Below are 18,785 nucleotides of genomic sequence, written 5' to 3'. Positions count from 1 at the left end.
GCACTCGGTTGATTGTTCAAATTGCTATAAGTTGCTTTCCAGGAAACCTGATTCGACTGTGATTGAGTCACTGAAGTTTCAGCAGTACTATCAGAAGTCTTTTGAGTTTGACTACAAGCCACTAAGCTCAAAAGAAGTGTTGAGCAAAGACTAATAGTTGCTAATTTTCTAATTTTCATAGGTTTTCCTTTGTTAATAATATCTTTAAAAAGACCTGTTAAAGTTTAAAAATCTTATTCTTTCAACTGAGAATAGACTTCGATATGCTGATCTAGTACCTTGATTTCTACTGGTAGTTCATCAGATTTGTCACCATCAACATCCGTTTCTAACTCAGTGTCTAAAGAGATTTTGATATGACGAGCTTTTATGTACTCGATGTGATCATTCTCTACAACATCCCCTTTTAATAAATCAGGGATTACAGATAATTTAGAAAGAATTGAGGCATCTTTTAAAATCAAAATATTGGCATAACCATCCTTGTCTTCTTCAAAAATCTTCTTATCAGCAAAATAATTGGTTAGGAGAACTAAAACGTGACTTGCTTCTCCAATATAGTTTCCATTTTCTGTTTCAACTTGAATGTTAAATACTTGATCTGTCACGACAGACTTTACAGTATTAACCGCATAGGCTAGCATACCAAACTTTGTTTTATCTTCTATCCCGACATTATGGATAGCTTCTGGTAGTGAGCCAATACTAAAAATATAGCCGAAATAGTGCCCATTGGATTTTCCGATATCAATCTTATTCGTAGAATTAAAATCAAGCTCATCAATAGCACCGTCAATATCTTGATTGATTTCTAATAGTTTGGTGATAAGATTTCCTGTCCCTCCTGGGATAATCGCAAGTTTAGGAATATAGTCCCTTTCAGCAATACCTGAGATCACTTCATTGACTGTCCCATCTCCACCGAATACAAGAACTGCCTCATATTTTTCTTTTGAAGCTTCTTCAGCAAAATGTGTTGCATCCTGAGCTTTTTGTGTAATTATGGTATCGACTTGCTCGAAGTATTTTTTAGCCTTATTTTCTAACTTTTCCTTATAATCTAAAGCCTTTTCTCCACCAGAGGTTGGATTGATAATCAACATTATTTTTTGCATTCATTTTCTCCTCAATATCTATTTACATCTTTAGGCTATCAATATATCTTTTTTTGATACACTTTATTATATAATGAAATTTCTAAAAACAAAAATTGAAAGTACTGAACTAAAATAGATACAATCATGAACTGTCTAAGAATTATTCTTTCAAAATTGGAAAAATAGATTTGTGGAAAAAATTCTATCAAGTTACAAACTGAAGAAATCACCTCATTCACTCTTTCTTCATATACGACAGTTTTTATTTTACTTTAAAACAAAACCTATGCTTCTATTATTTTTTTAGCCACAAATGTTGTAAAAAACTAATATCTTTATAGGGTTTTAAATCACATACTGCAAGTTCAATCTTTGTCATTTCTTCTAACCAGTTTTCTTTGCTCTTAAATTCATTTGGTTGTAGACTGTAAAATGTTCGAATCCCCAAATAGTTTTCTAATTTAAGACCAGACAAAGCTAATAATTCCTCTATCGTATAAGTAGAACCACTTGCAAAAGATGGACTCTCAAAATTTTCACCATTGAGTAAGCTAAATGCTTGGTTGATGTCATTAGCAAAAACAACACTTTGTAGAACTTTTCCAACGTGATTATGCTTGATAATTGAAATCAAGCCATCATCTTTTAAAATTCTTTTGAACTCCAGAAGATAGTCTTTTCGGTCATTAGGATCTATATATTCTAAAACATTATGGCAAAGGACAAGATCAAAGGATTTATCCGTAAAACGAGCGAGTTGGTCAATACTTCCCCACAATTTTTCATAGGATGTGGAAGAGTTGGCATAGAGCATTTCCTCATTAGGTTCAACAGAAATAACTTGATTCTTGCGAGAAAGAAATTCACTGACCAAGCCAAATCCAGATCCAAAATCTAGAATTTTCTTACCTTTCAGATGAGCAAGTTGGGCAAAGGTTATTTCATATTGTATCTTTCCCCAAGGTTGTTTTAACATATTTCTATAATGTTCAAGATCAGATTTTTTGCTTGTCATGTCTTACCTCATTAAAACTGATATTTTTCTTTAAAATCATTTCTTTTAAGAATTTACAGTAAACTGCCGAATTTTCAGTGATCTTGCGACAGTGGTCATATCCTTGCCAAATGTGAAATGTAGCATGAGGATACTTTTTGGGGACAACTTTTTTAGCAACTATCAAGTCGAATTCTCTTGAGCCATAAAAGAGAACACAACTCTTTTGTTCCTCTGGCGTAAGATTAGGTAAAGCTACAAATGCACAATCATGGGAAATATGTCTGATACTTTCTTCATCCATAGCAATGAAAGAATCCGCCATCATCTCTCCTTTTTCTCCATAAAGTGCAACCATCTTACGAACAGCAAGATCTCTATTTCGCAGAGCTTTTCTATGCTTTATTAACAATAAATACCTAGTAAAGACATCAAGCAAGGGCGCATTTGTCCATAAACTAACCCCTTCAAAAACAAGTTTCCCAAACCTGATATCCTTGTAATTCAATAATTGCAGTAATACAACTCCACCCAAGGATGCACCAAAGGCTAAACGCAAGTCTTTTATATGGTGTTCCTTTAGATAGTCATAGATCATCTGGCTTTCCTTAAGAGCTGACTCGTAAGTATCCGAAGCTGATTGCCCATGCGCCGACAAATCCGGAATGATATATCTAAACTCTTGCCCCATCTGGTCTGCAATCAGGGACTTCATCCCTTGAGCAGAAGATAACATAGGGTGGATTAACAATATCGTATCTTTCTGATTAGAATTAAGATCAAGAATGTTCATTATCTATCACCAGATTTCTTTCCATTTTTAGCCCCTATCCTTAAAGAACTTATACCATCCATTTATGATTTATCCAGATAAATGCGACAATTATAATAACTTCACTTGAACCCCTTGCATGTCGAATATTTCTTTGACATGTTCAAAATTACTGCTTATGATAGTCGCTTGCTTCAGGTTTGGAAACTGTTGTAGTTCTTTAAGACTAACTTCATTTAGATCAAAACAATCATCTTCACCGTCCCACTGAGGAATCAAATTCAGATAAATTTCATTTCCTCCATCCATATCGATTTCTTGGGCTTGTTCGGCATATTTCTTAGGAATAGGAAGATTCATCATATATTCAAGTGCTGGCTGAATAATCTCCATACTTTCTGTGTCGATGTTCAACTCACTGGCTTCCTCTGCAAAATCAAAAATATTAAAAATAGGTTTCAAAACCTCTAAATCATACATTAAAACCTGGATAATAGCTAGTTTAAAATTTATATTGTCAAAGTGAAGCACTTCTCCATCAGTTGTTTTTAACTTGTAACTTTCCCGTTCACGTTTTATCTCTGGGAAGTAGGAAATTGATAGTGTATCTGTAATGGTCTCTGTAATTCCATTAAAATTTCTTCCATAAGGAGTCCATAAAATAAGGTTAAAATCCCCTACTCTATGCCTATCAGAAAAGAAATAAGGAGATTTTCCATCTGATAATACCACAGCTTGGCATGATTTCTTTGGTAATTCTTTCTCTCCAGTCATAGATTTTACAACATCGCCATAGTAGAGGAAAACTGTAGAAATCAAATGCTCCTCATCAATGTAGGTCTTACATTTTTTTAAATGATTATTAATCGAGAAAGAATGTTCAAATACAATACCAGTATTGTCATAAATGTATTTAATAAACTTATTATCTCTTTTGACAACCTGGTCAGGCTTCCCCAAAGCAGCTTCAATATCTTTCAAGGACAAAGGAAAAGATAAGCTGGTTCCGTTAATAATCATTGAATTGTTTTGAAGATTGATTTCAAGTTTTTTGTGTGTTTTTTTCTTAAAAAAATGAAACATATTACTACCTTTTCTTAAGTTTCTTCCAGATAAATCTTGACCGCTTTGTATTCCTGCTCTTTAGCGTAGGCAAATACTTCTGAATTTCTAATGTAGTCAAAAATATTTTCCTCTAAATCTTCATCCCAGGTCGATTCACTAAATATTTGATTGTCTTGACTAGCTTCATAGAAAATATCAAGGTGAACTTGATAAAACTCTTCATCTTCATTTGGGACTTGCCTTACCAACGATAGTTGAAACAAGGGCTTATCAGATATAGCTGTAAATGTCCCTGTTTCAAATAAAATCATCTCATCCTCAATAGGCTCACGACACAAGTCTTCAAAGATTGCTACCATTTCCTCTAAGGGCATCTTATCGGTGATTCTTTCTCTTAAAAATTCAAGTGATTGCTTCATATTGCTCCTCTTTCTACATGTTTACCATCAGAAACTGACTAAAAATTAAAAGTAACCTATAACTCTAATAATCTCTATAAAGTAGTATATACCTATTGCGATAGCTATCATAATTGCTAGAACAACTAAAGCAATGATAATCCTTGCCCAGATATGCCTTTGTGCCTGTTCAATGACAAAAGCACTAAGAGACGCGAACGATAATCCAAAAGCTAGAAAGATAGATATGGCCCAAACAAACGGAATAGCTGTCATCCATGGATATGGAAATGGTTGGCCGACTGGATGATTTTCTAAAATAAAATAAGTAATAATCGCAACTAGATAGAAAAAAATATTCACGATATATAAATATTTAAAAACCTGACGTCTATGAACGAATACCATCAATCCTAAGACGAAAATCATGATAAGGGGAATGAAAAGACGCCCCCAAATATAACTGTCATTAAACATAGCTAACTCCTATATCTTATGCAAAATCACTTTCAACTACCAATGCTGCAATTTGCTAATCTTGTCTCCCTTATTCCTGATGATTCCAAATATATTTTTCTGAATGACACCAGCCAGAAATATAGTCTAGCATTTCTGCAAACCACTCTTTTATCATTCCATCTTGTAAGCTGTCATAGTATGTAAAAAATCTCTCATATACTTGTGTCTCCTTTATACCTAGATGATGGATTTTCCTTAAAAGATTATATCCTAACTCAGCATATTCTTGAAAATTTTCATCTGTAACCTGATTCGAATATTCGATTATTTGAAGAAATAAGCTCTCAAATTCAGTCAACTTTCTCACCTCTAATCTAGCTTTTGACTCCTTAAATAACTAATCTTAACTTGGAAAAATCCTATTAAAAAATAGAATCCTTACACCCTTTATTATACTACATTAACAGAAAAAAAGACTGAACCAGATGGCTTTGAGCTTGGTTTCAGTCTAGATCTTTTTGATAATCGGAATAGCCACTGTAAGGACGTCTATCCCAAAATTAATTCCATGTAAAAGGGTTAATAAATACATGTGCTAGGAAGCTATGGAAATCATAAAATCTCCTAAGAACTAACCTGGCTCATCTTTTAATCTAACTTGATAGTTTCAGATAGGATAATTGCCCCAGTACCACTGACATCAAAAAATCCCACATCATGTTTGAAGGCTAACATGAGCATTGTATTATAGGCTGTTTCTGCTTGTGACCATGCAAATCCTGCATAGATAAGATTCTTACCAATACTATAGTCAGTAAAACGACTTTCCAGCTCTTGGTCACTCTCTAAAGCATCATCCATATCAAAGTCACCATTCATAGGAGGAAATAGTTTTATCATGTCCAGAAACCAACTTTTTAGTTTGCTTGAACTAACTTCAATTGAATCATAATCGTGGTCTTCCTTCCACTCCACTTGCTCCTCATACCAATCTAAAAATTCAGCTTTACTAGCTGGTGCGATTGGTTTCTCAAATACTACTAAATCATAAGACATAGCTATACCTTTCTATTTTATTATCATTACGCATATTTTCTCAATATCCTATACAGCTTCTCTCAGCTATGCAAACTTTCAATCATGATTAAAACTAGAGATTGGGGATTGATTTCAAAGCCATCAGCAGTAATTCTGTCATTAAAATACTTGACCGCTTGATCATGATCAAGAAAGCGATTGCTACTAAGATACTGTTCAATCTCATCCAAGAGAAAAGCACTTTCTTTTAAAGATTTATCTTCAAAACCATTCGCATAATGGAGGCTCTTCATCATTCGTTTGAGCTTAGTTTTAGGATAGCATTCTTTAAGTTTATCCCTTAAAGAAAGAACAAGATCCTCAAAGGATTGACTATCTATATCATCCTCTAACAAACCTGATATTATATTCTTTTCGTACATATCTTCGATTAGTTCTTTCAAAGCCTGTTTCAGGACAAGATTGCTTTCTTCAGAATTTGGTGTCATATAAAATTCTTTATCCATTATCTTTCTCACTAAATATATTAAAAATTATGATTTTCCACAAAAATATTTCAGTAAACTTTTTAAAAACGAGCATTTCCAATTTGCAGCTCACCTTCTTCAGAAATTTTCGTGAGTAACTTCTTCAAGATAGTCATCCAGATGATGGTAAATTTGTATATCTTCTTCTGAACTATCTTGTAAAACTGCGAATACCTTCACTTTATCATCATTGACAAATACGAAATTATGTTCACCAAAATAAGCCTGATAACCCTTGTCAACTAAGGTCCAAAGTTCACCTTTTTTTAAACTGAAAATATCATTTTTTACAAGATAGGTTTTCCCGATTTCCATTTTCATGATAGATATTTCTCCTTAAGAAGCTAGATAGTGCTAGATGTTTCTCTTTACTACTCAATCCGTCTACTCAAGCAGTGGCATACACTCACAAAGAACTTTGGTTGACTATTGAATATCTTCCATCGCTTCTTTCACATATCCTTCGACATCTTCAATTTCTACAAACAGCGGGTCTAAGTGACATAGGAAGTGCCAATCTTCGGTGTCGCGTTTTCTATAGACAATCGCTTCACCGTCTTCACTTCCGAAAAAGCTTCTGTCGACCTCATATCCACTGCCTTCTAAAAAGTCTTTTGCCTGATGATACTTGGTTTCTCTTGCTTCGATATAAGCTTTGACTTCATCGTTATTAACGACATAGGCATCGACTTTTATAGCTCCTTCAATCACTTTATCGTTTTTAACAGATAGATTCGAAATCTCTTTCCAAATAATGTCCACATTTTCCTCAGAATTAAACGAAAACCTAGATAAAGGGACAATATTTCCATTGAACACAATTTCCATATAATCGGGCAAGTGTTTAGGGTTAAAATACTCCACTTCAAACTCATCTTCTGTTTCTAAAGTATATCCAGGGATTAGAGCTACAAAGGCTTTCCCCTCCTTTAAAGAATCAAAAACGACTAAATCTTTTGAATAATCATTTTGGTACAATTCCAATATAAGCATCAATAATCCCTTCTAAACTGTCCGTACATTATTTTTTCACCACAAGATACTGACTGGCTAATCTCCATTATGATATCGAAACTTCTTTCTCCCATCGTCTGAGCACGTCTTTTAAAGGCTCATCTAGATAGGTATAGGCCTTTTCCTTAATCCAATCAGGTATACCATAAGCAGCCTCTGCTATACTTCCTGTGATGGCAGCAAGAGTGTCACTATCTCCGCCGAGAGAAATAGCATTTCTGATAGCATCTTCGAAGTCTGTACTTTCAAGAAAGGCAATGATGGCCTGAGGTACCGTATTCTGGCAAGTTTCATTGAAACGATAAGTAGGACGAATTTCATCTAGTGTTTGAGAAAGATTATATCCATACTCTTGTTCTATGTGTTCCTTGATGAGTCTCTTACACTCCGTAGGATTGTCGTTGATCGGTTTTCCATAGTCGCCACTATAACCTCCAAAGTAATAACGACACATAAAGATAGCATCAGACGTCGCCATAGCTCCTTTGATCCCCTCTGGATGGTTATGAGTCACCTCAGCAGAAAGTCGTGCAAGAGCTCTTCTGGACGGCCAGGCTCCCGTTCGTGCACAGAAACTACAATCCATGGTCCAGGCACATGGAGAAACACGCATTGCTGAGCCATTGCCAAAACTATTATAAGGTTCTCGATCGTCGCCATCAACCCAATTACCAAATCTTGCACCGTAACCTGCATCGGGATACATCCTACCATATTTTTTCATGGCATCAATAAAGTCATCCTTCTGACCGCCATTCATAATGGCTTCTGCAACAGCACAGGTCATAACCGTATCATCAGTGAAAAAACAATCCTCACGAAATAATGGAAAGTCTTTCGTTTTAATATTGTCCCATTCGTAAACAGAACCAACAATGTCTCCAACTATTGCTCCTAACATGAAATACCTCCTTGTGAACTATTGGTTTAGGCTGACATTTCTACTTACCATACTCTTTTATTTTATCAGCATATTCAGTCAAAAGATTCTTTGAATAAATTTTTTCAGCTTTTGAATTTCTAACTTCTTTCCAAAGAATAGAAGCTACTTTTAACTTGTTTGAGTAGTTACGACTATTTTCGTCTGCACAGAAATCCTTTAGAAATTGGTTCCATTGACAAACCGAATGATCATACTTGGCAAAATCTGAATTTCCATAATAAACTTTTAGCATATCTTGGATTGTAAAACTCAAATCATTTTCTCTTTTTACTTTTCTCCAAGCTGTAGCCATATCAGCAGTAAATTTAAATGGCGAAACATCTGTTAAAGTTGAGAAATATTCTCTAAAGTGTTTATTAAAGGAGAATCCACATTCAAGTAAGGGCGTACTTAAGGTAAGGACTTCTACTCGTTTCTTTTTCCTTTTTATTGATGATTTTTTAATCAAATTACCCTTAAAGTACTGCTCAATAATATCATTTAGTTCCTGTTTTGTCCCTCTATATTCAAGTCCTAATGATTTGCATATCTGTGAGAGTTCATCACGATACCAATAGTATTTATTAAACTCATCAAAGGATGTGACTTTATCAAACTCAGGTCTGCTTTCTATCAATATAACACCTCCTTAAAACAAATTTAGGTTGTCATAGCGAAATAATGGAGTTTTAGTTTCATTGTTATGACGTTTAACTTCGTTTCTCCAATAAGCTTACACATTCGATATGATGCATCTGTGAGACTCAAAAGATTCAGTGAACCTTTTGAGGATTAACTGCGTTTCACTAACAAACTCACACACTCAACATGTGGTGATAGCAAACTTCTATATTATAAAACGAAAGTGATAGAGTTGTTGTTTAAAATTAAACTTTAGAATGAAAATATTTTATAGTTCCCTTTTTTCAACTTTATAGCTGATAATTGTCACTTAATAAATTTACTTGCTAACTTGTAAACTTGTTGAACCTCTTTACTCTTAACGTCCCAACTACCAAGTTCTTCTTTAATCAATTCTGGAAATTTTTTGCTAATATCCCTCAAAGCATTACCAACTGATTTTCTAACATACTCACTAGAATCTTCTTTTAATGTTGCGATTCGTTTAATAGCTTCATCTGGATTATCCTTGAAATATGGTCTACTCGTCCATATTCTCAAACCTTCTGTAACAGCTCTTCTAACGTTTGGATTAGTGTTTTGTAACCATTCGTCAATAACCGGAAGAGATTTTTCATAACCTGTTTGCTTACAAAATTCATAAAATGCTTTTGCTAATACTTCTTGAACTCTCCAATTGTCATCCTTTGAAACCTCATCCCTCATGAAGATCAAAATTTCTTCATACGATGATAAATAGCCAAAAAGAAATACACTGTACATTCTAACTTGATATACATTGGATTTAAAGGCTAAAAATGCTAATTCTTTGGTATACACATTATCGTTTGATAGATAGTCAGCAAGAGCTCTTTTCTCTTCTTCTTTAAATCCATTTTCTATTAAAGAGAATTCTTTTTTCTAAATTTAAAATATATTCTTTCATGTAACTTGACCCCGAACCAACATTCCAAGTTTCAAGATAATTCTCGATAGGTATTAATAAAGAATTGAATTCGTTATAATATGAGCAAATAATCTTGACATTTTTTAAATTGATATTTAAACCCTTTTATTATTCAGCTTTTTCTCAATCAAATACCAACTAGGAATGATTTGCTTCATATCATCATACCATTCTAAAATTTCCTTAGCTTGATTTTGCATTACTGCTATTTCTTCGATTCCGTAAGGAACAGACCATGGAAGAGCGCCAACTATGTTATTTACAATATAGATAGCAAGAAGTTTCCAAAATAAATCTGGAACCTTATGATCAAAATATCCATCTATCATACCAGAGGCAAAAGAAGATGAAACTTGAGCAGACCATACAATACGATTGAATTCCTCCCAAGGATCTCCAAGATCAAATCGATCAAAGTCAATGACATAAATTTTACGATCTTCACCAATCATGAAATTCCCGATATGATAATCTCCATGTTGGAAAACCTGAGGTCTATCTTTCAACAATTCTCGATTTGCATTTAAAAAATCAATGAATATCTGACCATTTTCATATTGAACGGGACATTCTTTGTATTTGGAGATTTTGTCATCAATTTTCCGATTAAAAAAGCTTTCCCAATCTTCACAAACGCCTGTTACAGGGAGTGAATGAATTTTTTGAAGAATTCTTCCTGCTTCTAGTCCATAAGTGTATTGTTGTTCTTTCGAATAAGTTAAAATGGTTTCTCTTGCATCTTTCCCGTCTATCCATTCGTGTAAAGAATATACTTCGTTACCGCAGAGTTCAATGCTAATTGGTTTACACATTGGAACTCCAAGAGAAGCTACTTTCTCCATCATATCAAATTCAAATTTTTTTGAATCTAACTTCTTCTTATCAGAAACACGCAAGAAATATTTTTGCTGATTTTGATCTGTCACATAATATTTTTTATCATCTGACCAGCCTTTATTTATAGCTATCTTACTACTAAAATCCATTAAGCACTCTCCGATTCATTTCACAACTCTTTTTGCAGTTTTCACTAGTCATCTATCCAGTTTGTCTACACTTTAGTTACCTAGATCAAGATTTAGATAATGAAAACTAGTCAATTCTCTCAATATTGTTGCCAATTTTATCTAATACAAGACAGGAATGATCATTTAGTGGGATTATGGGAACATTAACGAGTTCTTCAGCTCTATCCTTATTAGCTTTATCATTCCATGAATCATAATGGACACTAATTAAAAACTGATTAAATAGTCCTAACCCATTTTTTATCTTTATCTGATGATCTGAATTATCATTAGGTGAGATATAGACCTTTTCTCCTAATAATAAGGCTCCTGCAGAAAACCCTATAACTTTCGCCCCTTTTTTCAGCATAAGCTCGATATAATTTTTGAACTCCTGATTGACATAAGTAGCTATATATTTTTCCGTATTTCCACCACCTATGATAATTAGATCAGCATCTAGATAGCTATCAAGATTAATCTGTTCAATGTCCAAAAGTAAGTAATCAGTGTTTAGGTTAGAAAAATGGCTTTGGAAAACTTCCGTGTACTTTTTCATATACGGTTGCCAATTTTCTCGATAAACTGTAAAAATGACAATTCTTTCGATCTTCCTTGATGACACAATTTTATTAACAATCGTATGGTTCTTTATCGGCGGATTTCCACCCATCAAAAAAATTTGTTCGTCCAATCTTTCACACTTTCTAAAGATACATAAATTTTGACCACGTTCTGAAATTATAATTTCTTCTTAAAATGAATAATTCTATTTGCCTCCTGAAATCCAATATTGAGATGAAATCTTATAGAATCCGTATTGGTTAAAGTACAGTCACTTGCAAATTCCTTACATCCTTTATTTTTCGCCCATTCCTCACATTTTGTACAGAGGTTTTTAGCAATATCCTTTAAACGATATTCCTCGTCGACAATAATCCCTTCTAAGAATCCCACAGGACTATATTTACAACCTTCAACATAATCAAATCTGAGTGAACATAGTGCTAGACCTACAATTGTGTCACCTTCAACTTCAGTAAAGATTGCAGTATTTTTGCCATTTGTATATTTTTTAACTTCATCAATAGCTTCTTTATCGGTCAATTGGGGCCATAATTGTTTCATTAATTTAGCCGTTTTTATAGAATCTTTTGATATTCCATCCATATTGATGTTCCTCCGCAAATTACAAGCTAGTATTTTCGAATCATGCTGTTACTTTGTTACTCATTGATTGATACCAATACCATCCCCTTCTACTTTTCGACTGTCACAGATAGGAAGAGCAGAGCCACGCACTCAGCGGTTCGGACTTACCGTATCATTTCGTCGGTTTCCCTCCTCATTCTACGAGTCCTATCCCATGGGCGGAGCATCAATCTCTCCGTTTCTAAAATCATTTTTCTCTTCTTAAATTCCAAATGTTTGGAAAATTACTTAAGATGAAAGTTTTTACAATTTCACCTACTTCGCTGATGCCTCAGCTCGGACAAGCAGTGATACGACCTCAACATGAAACGAGCGAACACTAATTATGCCAGGTAGTCTTGTCTGTTCTATAAACTTTTTAACGATAGCATAAGGTTATCGTCAAATGGTATTACCTAGATAAACTGAGATTTTATTATTTCTTTTTCTTTGGTTTTGGTGCAGGTAACTCATCATACATTGAATTAAATAAGCCGGTTAAATATTCTTTGTTGTCAACATCATCTACCAATAGCATTTCCTTTGCACCTTCATACGGCAATTCGTATTCTACATTCGGCATATACGCTATTGCAGATTTGACAGGCTTCACTAAAAATCTATCATCATAAATTCCACCTATTATTTTCCCTCGATAATAAATTATGTATTCACCCATCATTGCTCTATATGATATTTCTTCCAACTCGGACAATTGTTCTAAAATGAAATCTAAATATTCTTTACTTGAAGCCATTTTTGCTATCTCCCTTAATTACTAAAATTTCAATAGTCCATTTTCATCAAATTGAAAATTGGGTCCCCAAGAAACTTCCCAATAATATCCATCTAAATCCGAAAAATATGCGTGATATCCACCCCAGAAAAATCCCTATGGCTCTTTTACAATTTTTCCACCTGCTTTTCTTTACTAATTCTATTACTAGCCAATATAGTATAAATTAAATAACCAATAAAAATGATGATAAAAATAACGTAGCAGCTAGTCTTACCAACTTACTACTTTTCATATGATAATTTACAAATGTCTTTCCAGCCACTCGATCTTTTTAAAATCCTTATTGTTATTGTGATCATTTCGATAGGAGTCTTGAGAAGAAGCTTTGTAAATACTTAGATACTGCTCCAGACTTGGAAGACGAAAAGTGATGTCTTCAATGTGAATAAGCTCTATATCCGATTCCGAAACTCCTGCAAAATCAGGTAAGGAATCGATACTTCCAAATTCAACACTCACTCGATCCTTTTGGAATTCATGCTCATGAATATCTATTAAGACGTAGCCTAAGTCTTTCATCACTTTCATTATCTTGTCCCAGTCATAAATTCTGAGATAATCAGGTGCTTCCCAACCTCTAGGGTCACCAGGCACATGAATGTCAATGTCAGACGGTCCCCAATTTTCTTTCGTTCTAAACTCCAATCCCAAAGAACCCATCAGTGTCGGTGTAATTCCGACTCGATTTAAATGGAAACAAATGGTTTTAAATTCTTCAAATAAGAGACTCATGTTTACTCTAAACCTTTCATATAAATGTTCGTTATTTCTACTTTATTGCCTTGAACAAAATCATCTTCATTTTCTAGAGTATACCCAGTTATTTTGGATACAAATTCTTTCCCCTCTTTTAAGGATCCAAATGCGACTAGATCTTTATAAAAAGGACTTTGATATAATTCCAACATATACATCTCTAGTCCTTCTGATTTTTGAACGATTATCCACATTTCACTAACAAACTTACACACTCGACGTGTGTTGTCTGTTCCTTTAGGATACAATTTTTTATCCTCATCACTGTTTTGAGGACACAATTTATCTGGTTCTAGTTTAGCATTTTTACGTTTACTTTTAAAATGTTTACCGTCCTTATTTTGTGTTTCTCCTGTTTTGAAAATAATAGTTAACATTGCAGGGTCTATTTCCCCATCACTATTAACACCTCCTACAATAATTTTATCAACAATACTCTCAAAAACCGTACGATCAAACTCGGTGAGTAATTTCTGTGAAGATAGTAACTGTTTAAACTCAGTTAGTCTTTTCTTTACATCAATTTCTGACTTCAAAGTTGTTTCAACATTTACTTTTTCTTCTGAAAGATACTCTTTTTCTGAAGAAATTTCAGTGTATTTTTCATTATAAATGGAATCACTAATCTTCCCTTCTAGTCTTAAATTTACAAGATTCTCCTCTTTTTTTAGTAATGTACGAAGTTTATTAGTTATTTTTTTCAGTTCTTTGTTGAGGCTATTGTCATTCAACTCAGATTCAATCGTTTCAAGTAAGTCTGACACTATATTTTCATTCGAATGATAGAGCTGTCTGTAAGCTTCCATGAAAGCTCCCTCAATAGCTAGTTCTTCTAATCCTTTACTATGTTTACAATATTTTTTCCCTTTTTTTATCGAAGTAACACAGTGCCACACAACTTTGCGATAATCTGAACGACAGTGCCAACTTCTCCTAGACAATAATGAACCACAAAAGCCACATTCTAACATACTACTGAAAGCATACATTTTTGAATAGCGTTCACGTTTTCCATTTACATTTGTAGCTGTCTTTTTATTTCCTGCCCTACGCAACCTAATCGCCTGTGCTTTTTCAAAGTCCTCTTTAGATATTATAGGTTCATGATTATCTTTGATGTAGTACTTATCTTCTTCACCAAAATTACTCAATCGTCTCTTACTTATTGGGTCAACTGTAAAAGTTTTTCCCATTAGGATATCGCCCTTATATTTTTCATTCTTTATGATTCCTAAAACTGTTGTATCATTCCAATGATCTAAGCCTCTCGGAGATTTATAGCCTAGTTCGTCAAGTTCCCTTGCTATGGCCCTCCCTCCAATACCTTCTAGATATCTTTCGAATATGTAACGAACTATTTTTGCTTCTTTTTTATTGATAGAAAGTTGTTTAGTTTCCACATCATAGTCATATCCCAAGCATCCTTGAAATCCTATCAGTTCACCACGTTGCATCTTCATTTTTAATCCCTTTTTCACATGTGCAGAAGTATTTTCTACTTCTTGCTGTGCAACAGAGCTAAGAATAGTTAGAAGTAGTTCTCCATCCATAGTAAGGGTATCTATGTTCTCTTCCTCAAAATAAACTCCAATTTGCATATCCTTTAACATTCTGACATACTTCAAAGTATCTAAGGTGTTTCTTGCAAATCTAGCAATTGCTTTTGTTACAATATAATCAATTTCTCCATTTACACAATCATTGATTAAGCGTTGAAAATCTTGTCTCTTTCCTACTTGAGTTCCTGAAATCCCCTCATCTGCGTAAATATCTGCTAGTTCCCAATCTGAACGCTGAGAAATGTAATCTTTATAATGTCTCACCTGAGATTCATAACTGTTCTTCTGATCATCACTATCAGAACTAACTCGACAATAGGCAGCAACCCTTTTTAAATGTCTTTCTACATTGACACCTCTACGTCGAACTAAAGAATCAGCTTTTATTATTTCAACATTATTTTTTTTCATACTGAAATTCCTCCTTTTGATTCTATATTACCGCGTTCAAATAAAAAGGTCAGCTATTTTGTGTACTTAATACGCAGTCTGCTTCTGATTTTTTCATATTCATTTTTAGATAACAATTCTTTAGAGTATAAAAAATTAAGCATTGATAACTGCAGACTATATTTTACAACTGTTTGTTCCAAAATTTTTCCTCCTGATAAAGTGATACTCTATCATTTCCTCCGTGGGTATGATTGGTTAAATCATTCATGGGCATCTCGCCCGCTGTCCTTTTACGTTGGCAGCCTGAACGTTCAGAAGTATCATTGTCCTTATTTGTGGTCATGGCAGATAGAGAACCACTCTATTTTATAGCTAATAATTTTCGCTCTTATCACGGCGTATCTCACTAAATTGCTCGACAAATAAGAAAGTCCCACCTCGGTTTATTCAATTGTCAATGAACAAATCAAGGAGAGACTATTTTATTTTATGTTTTATCCTATCTGGACAATCTGTTAGCCCTAATAGGTAATCCGTACTAACATCATAGAGTTTAGAAAGTTGCACAAGAACATCTGCCGTTAAGGCAACCTCTCCTCTCTCAATTTTTGCATAGTTTGTATGAGAAAAGGAAAGTAAATTTGCAACAAACTTTTGAGTGAAATCGTGATCTTCCCTCAAATCCCTTATCCGTTGGTACATCTAGCTTTCTCCTAAGAAAAGTATATGTCACTTTCAGAAAAAAGCTGGGAAATTGTCATAATATGACAGTAAAATTTGTACTATCTTATTTCAAATTTAAGTAAGTATGCTAGTGGTACTTCATACATTATTATCTTGCAAACAGTATATAGAATGCATCCTTAGAATATATAGTCGTCTTTAATTATATTTTTTTATGCTGAGATTAATTATTTTCTTGCATAAATTACTAAAATTTATCCCTTCTGCCTCGGCTTCCTTAGGAAGTAAACTAGTTGGAGTCATACCAGGTATACTGTTCGTTTCGATGAAGTAAATTTCACCATTATCATCAATAATAAAATCTGACCGTGAATATACTTCAAATCCCATTAAGTCATGAACTGTTTTAGCATATATTTCCAACTTTTTCTTTAGCTCTTCAGATATATTTGCAGGACAAATTTCCTTAACAACTCCAGGAGTATATTTTTTTTCATAATCATAAAAACCACCTTCAATAACAATCTCAATAGGTTGCAAAATTTTTTCACCAATAACTCCGATAGAAATCTCTCTTCCATTTATATATTCTTCAATATTATAATTCTCTAAGTCATACTGTTGAAGTTCTTCTTTCGTTTTGATAATTTGAACTCCTATACTTGAACCACTGTCATTCGGTTTTATTACTAATGGAAAAACAAATTTATTTTCCTCAATATACTCATAGGGAGTTTTAATCCCAACTGTACTCACAAGTCTCTTTGATAATTTTTTATCTAAACTTATAGCATTACTTTGATATCCGTTGCCAGTATACTTTATATTACAAATATCCAGTAACGCCTGTAACTTTCCATTCTCACCAATCCCCCCATGTGTAGATAAGAAGACGATATCTGCTAATTTACAAATTTCAATAACTGAATCTGTTATTTCAGCAGATTTATCTATCTCAAATTCTGATAGGCTACCTTCTTGGTACAACTTATATAATTCAGAAAAATGTTTTACCTCTTTATTTTCAAAATTGTATATTCCATTTAAATTTAATCTAATTACATTATCGGTAGTTAGCGCTTCAGCAATTTGTCTTGAAGAAACTTCCGAAATTAAGCGTTCTGGGCTCCTACCACCATATAAAACTACAATATCCATTTGATTTACCTCAATAAAATTAAAAAAACAGTAAAACCCATTATAAAAGTTTTACTGTAATTCACAAATATCTTATATGCGGGGTGAAGGATTTGAACCTCCAATAGACATTTAGTCGAACCTACCTGTATCATAGGCGCGTTTACCAATTTCGCCAACCCCGGATAAATTATTTATGAATTAATTATACCATTACAATAAGTTAGTGTCAATAGTTTTTAGCAAATAATTGTGATATTTTTTTGAATTTATATCTTAGAATTGTCTTTTATAAAGGCTAATACCTAGATTATTCATAATTAAAATAGTAAAATATATTCTCGTATCTTTAGAGAGCAATTCGTTAAGACTAATTTCCTGGATAAACTGTCTAGAGGCATTAGGTTCTAATGTAATCTTATGTAAATCCGAACTAAATTTATCATTTCTTACACAAGTTTTGATATATACTTCCTCAACATTATTACCATTATTTTTAATTGAAAATTCTACTCTAGCCTCACTACTTGTAAATTTCTCCAATTTATTTATCTTAAGTGAAATATTTTCTTCGCTTAAATCTTCTATAATAGAACAGCAAGGACATATTTTTACAATTCTTTTGTACCTAGAATAATAATCACTAACATTTACCTTTTCAATTGATCTTTCATTACATGTTGAGCAGATTATTTGTTCTTCAGTACATTTTATCCTAAGATTATTTCCATAATGCAGATCATACATTCTATATTTATCCTCAGAAATATTCTTAGCCCAGTAATTCAAAACTTCTCGACTTATCATATCAACACTATCAATTAAATTGTTTATAATTTTTTTAACTTTAAAATTAACTTTAGAATCTTTTCCAAAATCAAATAAATAGTTTTCTAAGTTATTGAATTGCGATATTAAAGTATTAGTGTCTTGCTTAAAGTTCTTATTGCTGTTCGGATGCATATGGGGTATACTGTTATCTCTGTTAAAGTTATATATCATAATAGGTATTTTTTTAATAAAATTCTCGAAGATAGAATTATCTTCTATCAAAATTTTATCATCGTACACTACTTGGTCTGAAAACATTAATCTTTCTCCATCAATCGTATCAAAATAACGAATACTTTTATTTGAAATCAATATTTCATTTTTTTGATAATTCGACTGTTGTAAAAAATAATTATATAAATTTTCACTATTCCTAAATTGATTATTTGGGTCTCCATATAAGACATAGCATGGAGTTAGATTGTTATAAACACAATATTCATTACACTGCCTAGTTACTGTTCCAAAACTCTCTTCCCTCTCTAATAAACAATCTGCTAAAATTAATTCGTTAGCATCAGATAATTTAGTAGAAAAAGGAGCTATAAAAGATA

The 18,785-nt window shown here is 33.1% G+C and carries 21 protein-coding genes, 1 tRNA gene and 5 pseudogenes; all 27 read right to left on the bottom strand.

Annotation, left to right across the window (positions count from 1 at the left end):
- Nucleotides 1–233 precede the first annotated feature (233 nt).
- On the bottom strand, nucleotides 234–1,115 hold the full coding sequence (locus ADM33_RS03390) for a diacylglycerol/lipid kinase family protein (RefSeq protein WP_049503173.1): 882 nt from the start codon (nucleotides 1,113–1,115) through the stop codon (nucleotides 234–236).
- Between the two features lie 277 nt (nucleotides 1,116–1,392).
- Nucleotides 1,393–2,112, bottom strand: coding sequence for a methyltransferase domain-containing protein (locus tag ADM33_RS03385; RefSeq protein WP_049503172.1), 720 nt, complete (start codon nucleotides 2,110–2,112; stop codon nucleotides 1,393–1,395).
- Entirely contained in the window at nucleotides 2,093–2,884 is a 792-nt protein-coding gene (locus ADM33_RS03380) for an alpha/beta hydrolase (RefSeq protein ID WP_049503171.1), read from the bottom strand. Before ADM33_RS03380 ends, ADM33_RS03385 begins: the two co-directional genes overlap by 20 nt.
- Before the next feature lie 90 nt (nucleotides 2,885–2,974).
- Nucleotides 2,975–3,844 (bottom strand): DUF6892 domain-containing protein, encoded by an 870-nt coding sequence (locus ADM33_RS03375; RefSeq protein ID WP_239684811.1) that lies wholly within the window; start codon nucleotides 3,842–3,844, stop codon nucleotides 2,975–2,977.
- 116 nt (nucleotides 3,845–3,960) lie between these two features.
- Nucleotides 3,961–4,347 (bottom strand): hypothetical protein, encoded by a 387-nt coding sequence (locus ADM33_RS03370; RefSeq protein ID WP_049503169.1) that lies wholly within the window; start codon nucleotides 4,345–4,347, stop codon nucleotides 3,961–3,963.
- A gap of 45 nt (nucleotides 4,348–4,392) precedes the next feature.
- Nucleotides 4,393–4,803 carry a hypothetical protein gene (locus ADM33_RS03365; RefSeq protein ID WP_049503168.1) on the bottom strand — a complete coding sequence of 137 codons (411 nt, stop codon included), beginning with the start codon at nucleotides 4,801–4,803 and terminating at the stop codon, nucleotides 4,393–4,395.
- Between the two features lie 70 nt (nucleotides 4,804–4,873).
- The gene (locus ADM33_RS03360; protein ID WP_049503177.1) at nucleotides 4,874–5,143 is read right to left on the bottom strand and encodes a hypothetical protein; all 270 of its coding nucleotides are present in this window, start codon (nucleotides 5,141–5,143) and stop codon (nucleotides 4,874–4,876) included.
- Between the two features lie 290 nt (nucleotides 5,144–5,433).
- Complete coding sequence (locus ADM33_RS03355) at nucleotides 5,434–5,841, bottom strand: hypothetical protein (RefSeq protein WP_049503167.1); 408 nt, start codon at nucleotides 5,839–5,841, stop codon at nucleotides 5,434–5,436.
- Nucleotides 5,842–5,903: 62 nt separating this feature from the next.
- A complete protein-coding gene (locus ADM33_RS03350) occupies nucleotides 5,904–6,329 on the bottom strand; it encodes a hypothetical protein (protein ID WP_080982685.1) in 426 nt (141 codons plus the stop codon).
- Nucleotides 6,330–6,428: 99 nt separating this feature from the next.
- Entirely contained in the window at nucleotides 6,429–6,671 is a 243-nt protein-coding gene (locus tag ADM33_RS03345) for a hypothetical protein (RefSeq protein WP_049503166.1), read from the bottom strand.
- A gap of 105 nt (nucleotides 6,672–6,776) precedes the next feature.
- Nucleotides 6,777–7,343 (bottom strand): hypothetical protein, encoded by a 567-nt coding sequence (locus ADM33_RS03340; RefSeq protein ID WP_049503165.1) that lies wholly within the window; start codon nucleotides 7,341–7,343, stop codon nucleotides 6,777–6,779.
- Between the two features lie 67 nt (nucleotides 7,344–7,410).
- Entirely contained in the window at nucleotides 7,411–8,265 is an 855-nt protein-coding gene (locus ADM33_RS03335; protein WP_049503164.1) for an ADP-ribosylglycohydrolase family protein, read from the bottom strand.
- A gap of 40 nt (nucleotides 8,266–8,305) precedes the next feature.
- A complete protein-coding gene (locus tag ADM33_RS03330; RefSeq protein ID WP_049503163.1) occupies nucleotides 8,306–8,923 on the bottom strand; it encodes an SAP domain-containing protein in 618 nt (205 codons plus the stop codon).
- A gap of 311 nt (nucleotides 8,924–9,234) precedes the next feature.
- Nucleotides 9,235–9,853 (bottom strand): annotated as a pseudogene (locus tag ADM33_RS03325) (DNA alkylation repair protein).
- Nucleotides 9,854–9,969: 116 nt separating this feature from the next.
- Nucleotides 9,970–10,860 carry an aminoglycoside phosphotransferase family protein gene (locus ADM33_RS03320; RefSeq protein WP_049503162.1) on the bottom strand — a complete coding sequence of 297 codons (891 nt, stop codon included), beginning with the start codon at nucleotides 10,858–10,860 and terminating at the stop codon, nucleotides 9,970–9,972.
- Between the two features lie 106 nt (nucleotides 10,861–10,966).
- Complete coding sequence (locus ADM33_RS03315) at nucleotides 10,967–11,575, bottom strand: Type 1 glutamine amidotransferase-like domain-containing protein (protein WP_049503161.1); 609 nt, start codon at nucleotides 11,573–11,575, stop codon at nucleotides 10,967–10,969.
- A gap of 47 nt (nucleotides 11,576–11,622) precedes the next feature.
- Complete coding sequence (gene aac(6') / locus ADM33_RS03310) at nucleotides 11,623–12,051, bottom strand: aminoglycoside 6'-N-acetyltransferase (protein WP_049503160.1); 429 nt, start codon at nucleotides 12,049–12,051, stop codon at nucleotides 11,623–11,625.
- A gap of 457 nt (nucleotides 12,052–12,508) precedes the next feature.
- Nucleotides 12,509–12,829, bottom strand: coding sequence for a TfoX/Sxy family protein (locus ADM33_RS03305; RefSeq protein ID WP_003003487.1), 321 nt, complete (start codon nucleotides 12,827–12,829; stop codon nucleotides 12,509–12,511).
- A 21-nt stretch (nucleotides 12,830–12,850) separates the two neighbouring features.
- Nucleotides 12,851–13,000 (bottom strand): annotated as a pseudogene (locus ADM33_RS10810) (glyoxalase); the annotation flags it as partial.
- Nucleotides 12,976–13,068, bottom strand: a pseudogene (locus tag ADM33_RS11885) (CPBP family intramembrane glutamate endopeptidase); the annotation flags it as partial. The pseudogenes ADM33_RS10810 and ADM33_RS11885, both read right to left, overlap by 25 nt.
- A gap of 43 nt (nucleotides 13,069–13,111) precedes the next feature.
- Complete coding sequence (locus ADM33_RS03300) at nucleotides 13,112–13,603, bottom strand: phosphoribosylanthranilate isomerase (RefSeq protein ID WP_049503159.1); 492 nt, start codon at nucleotides 13,601–13,603, stop codon at nucleotides 13,112–13,114.
- Between the two features lie 233 nt (nucleotides 13,604–13,836).
- A pseudogene (locus ADM33_RS03295) lies at nucleotides 13,837–15,597 on the bottom strand (recombinase family protein); the annotation flags it as partial.
- Between the two features lie 163 nt (nucleotides 15,598–15,760).
- On the bottom strand, nucleotides 15,761–15,922 hold the full coding sequence (locus tag ADM33_RS11405; protein WP_161801449.1) for a hypothetical protein: 162 nt from the start codon (nucleotides 15,920–15,922) through the stop codon (nucleotides 15,761–15,763).
- 134 nt (nucleotides 15,923–16,056) lie between these two features.
- Nucleotides 16,057–16,281, bottom strand: coding sequence for a helix-turn-helix domain-containing protein (locus ADM33_RS03290; RefSeq protein WP_049503158.1), 225 nt, complete (start codon nucleotides 16,279–16,281; stop codon nucleotides 16,057–16,059).
- Nucleotides 16,282–16,461: 180 nt separating this feature from the next.
- Entirely contained in the window at nucleotides 16,462–17,421 is a 960-nt protein-coding gene (locus ADM33_RS03285; RefSeq protein WP_049503157.1) for a D-alanine--D-alanine ligase family protein, read from the bottom strand.
- 77 nt (nucleotides 17,422–17,498) lie between these two features.
- Nucleotides 17,499–17,584: transfer RNA gene (locus ADM33_RS03280), tRNA-Tyr, on the bottom strand.
- Nucleotides 17,585–17,676: 92 nt separating this feature from the next.
- Nucleotides 17,677–18,785 (bottom strand): annotated as a pseudogene (locus ADM33_RS03275) (hypothetical protein); the annotation flags it as partial.

The organism is Streptococcus oralis (assembly GCF_001075875.1).
GTDB classification, from domain to species: domain Bacteria; phylum Bacillota; class Bacilli; order Lactobacillales; family Streptococcaceae; genus Streptococcus; species Streptococcus oralis_I.
The sequence above is the reverse complement of the archived record's forward strand: the minus strand, read 5'-3'. Positions and strand labels throughout refer to the sequence as shown.

What these genes read in the sequence shown, in the direction of transcription:
- ADM33_RS03365 (WP_049503168.1), bottom strand. Translation starts at nt 4,803, where the DNA reads ATGTTTAATGACAGTTATATTTGGGGGCGTCTTTTCATTCCCCTTATC.
- ADM33_RS03385 (WP_049503172.1), bottom strand. Translation starts at nt 2,112, where the DNA reads ATGACAAGCAAAAAATCTGATCTTGAACATTATAGAAATATGTTAAAA.
- ADM33_RS03300 (WP_049503159.1), bottom strand. Translation starts at nt 13,603, where the DNA reads ATGAGTCTCTTATTTGAAGAATTTAAAACCATTTGTTTCCATTTAAAT.
- ADM33_RS03290 (WP_049503158.1), bottom strand. Translation starts at nt 16,281, where the DNA reads ATGTACCAACGGATAAGGGATTTGAGGGAAGATCACGATTTCACTCAA.
- ADM33_RS03390 (WP_049503173.1), bottom strand. Translation starts at nt 1,115, where the DNA reads ATGCAAAAAATAATGTTGATTATCAATCCAACCTCTGGTGGAGAAAAG.
- ADM33_RS03285 (WP_049503157.1), bottom strand. Translation starts at nt 17,421, where the DNA reads ATGGATATTGTAGTTTTATATGGTGGTAGGAGCCCAGAACGCTTAATT.
- ADM33_RS03320 (WP_049503162.1), bottom strand. Translation starts at nt 10,860, where the DNA reads ATGGATTTTAGTAGTAAGATAGCTATAAATAAAGGCTGGTCAGATGAT.
- ADM33_RS03340 (WP_049503165.1), bottom strand. Translation starts at nt 7,343, where the DNA reads ATGCTTATATTGGAATTGTACCAAAATGATTATTCAAAAGATTTAGTC.
- ADM33_RS03355 (WP_049503167.1), bottom strand. Translation starts at nt 5,841, where the DNA reads ATGTCTTATGATTTAGTAGTATTTGAGAAACCAATCGCACCAGCTAGT.
- ADM33_RS11405 (WP_161801449.1), bottom strand. Translation starts at nt 15,922, where the DNA reads ATGACCACAAATAAGGACAATGATACTTCTGAACGTTCAGGCTGCCAA.
- ADM33_RS03335 (WP_049503164.1), bottom strand. Translation starts at nt 8,265, where the DNA reads ATGTTAGGAGCAATAGTTGGAGACATTGTTGGTTCTGTTTACGAATGG.
- ADM33_RS03345 (WP_049503166.1), bottom strand. Translation starts at nt 6,671, where the DNA reads ATGAAAATGGAAATCGGGAAAACCTATCTTGTAAAAAATGATATTTTC.
- ADM33_RS03350 (WP_080982685.1), bottom strand. Translation starts at nt 6,329, where the DNA reads ATGGATAAAGAATTTTATATGACACCAAATTCTGAAGAAAGCAATCTT.
- ADM33_RS03380 (WP_049503171.1), bottom strand. Translation starts at nt 2,884, where the DNA reads ATGAACATTCTTGATCTTAATTCTAATCAGAAAGATACGATATTGTTA.
- ADM33_RS03305 (WP_003003487.1), bottom strand. Translation starts at nt 12,829, where the DNA reads ATGGCTTCAAGTAAAGAATATTTAGATTTCATTTTAGAACAATTGTCC.
- ADM33_RS03370 (WP_049503169.1), bottom strand. Translation starts at nt 4,347, where the DNA reads ATGAAGCAATCACTTGAATTTTTAAGAGAAAGAATCACCGATAAGATG.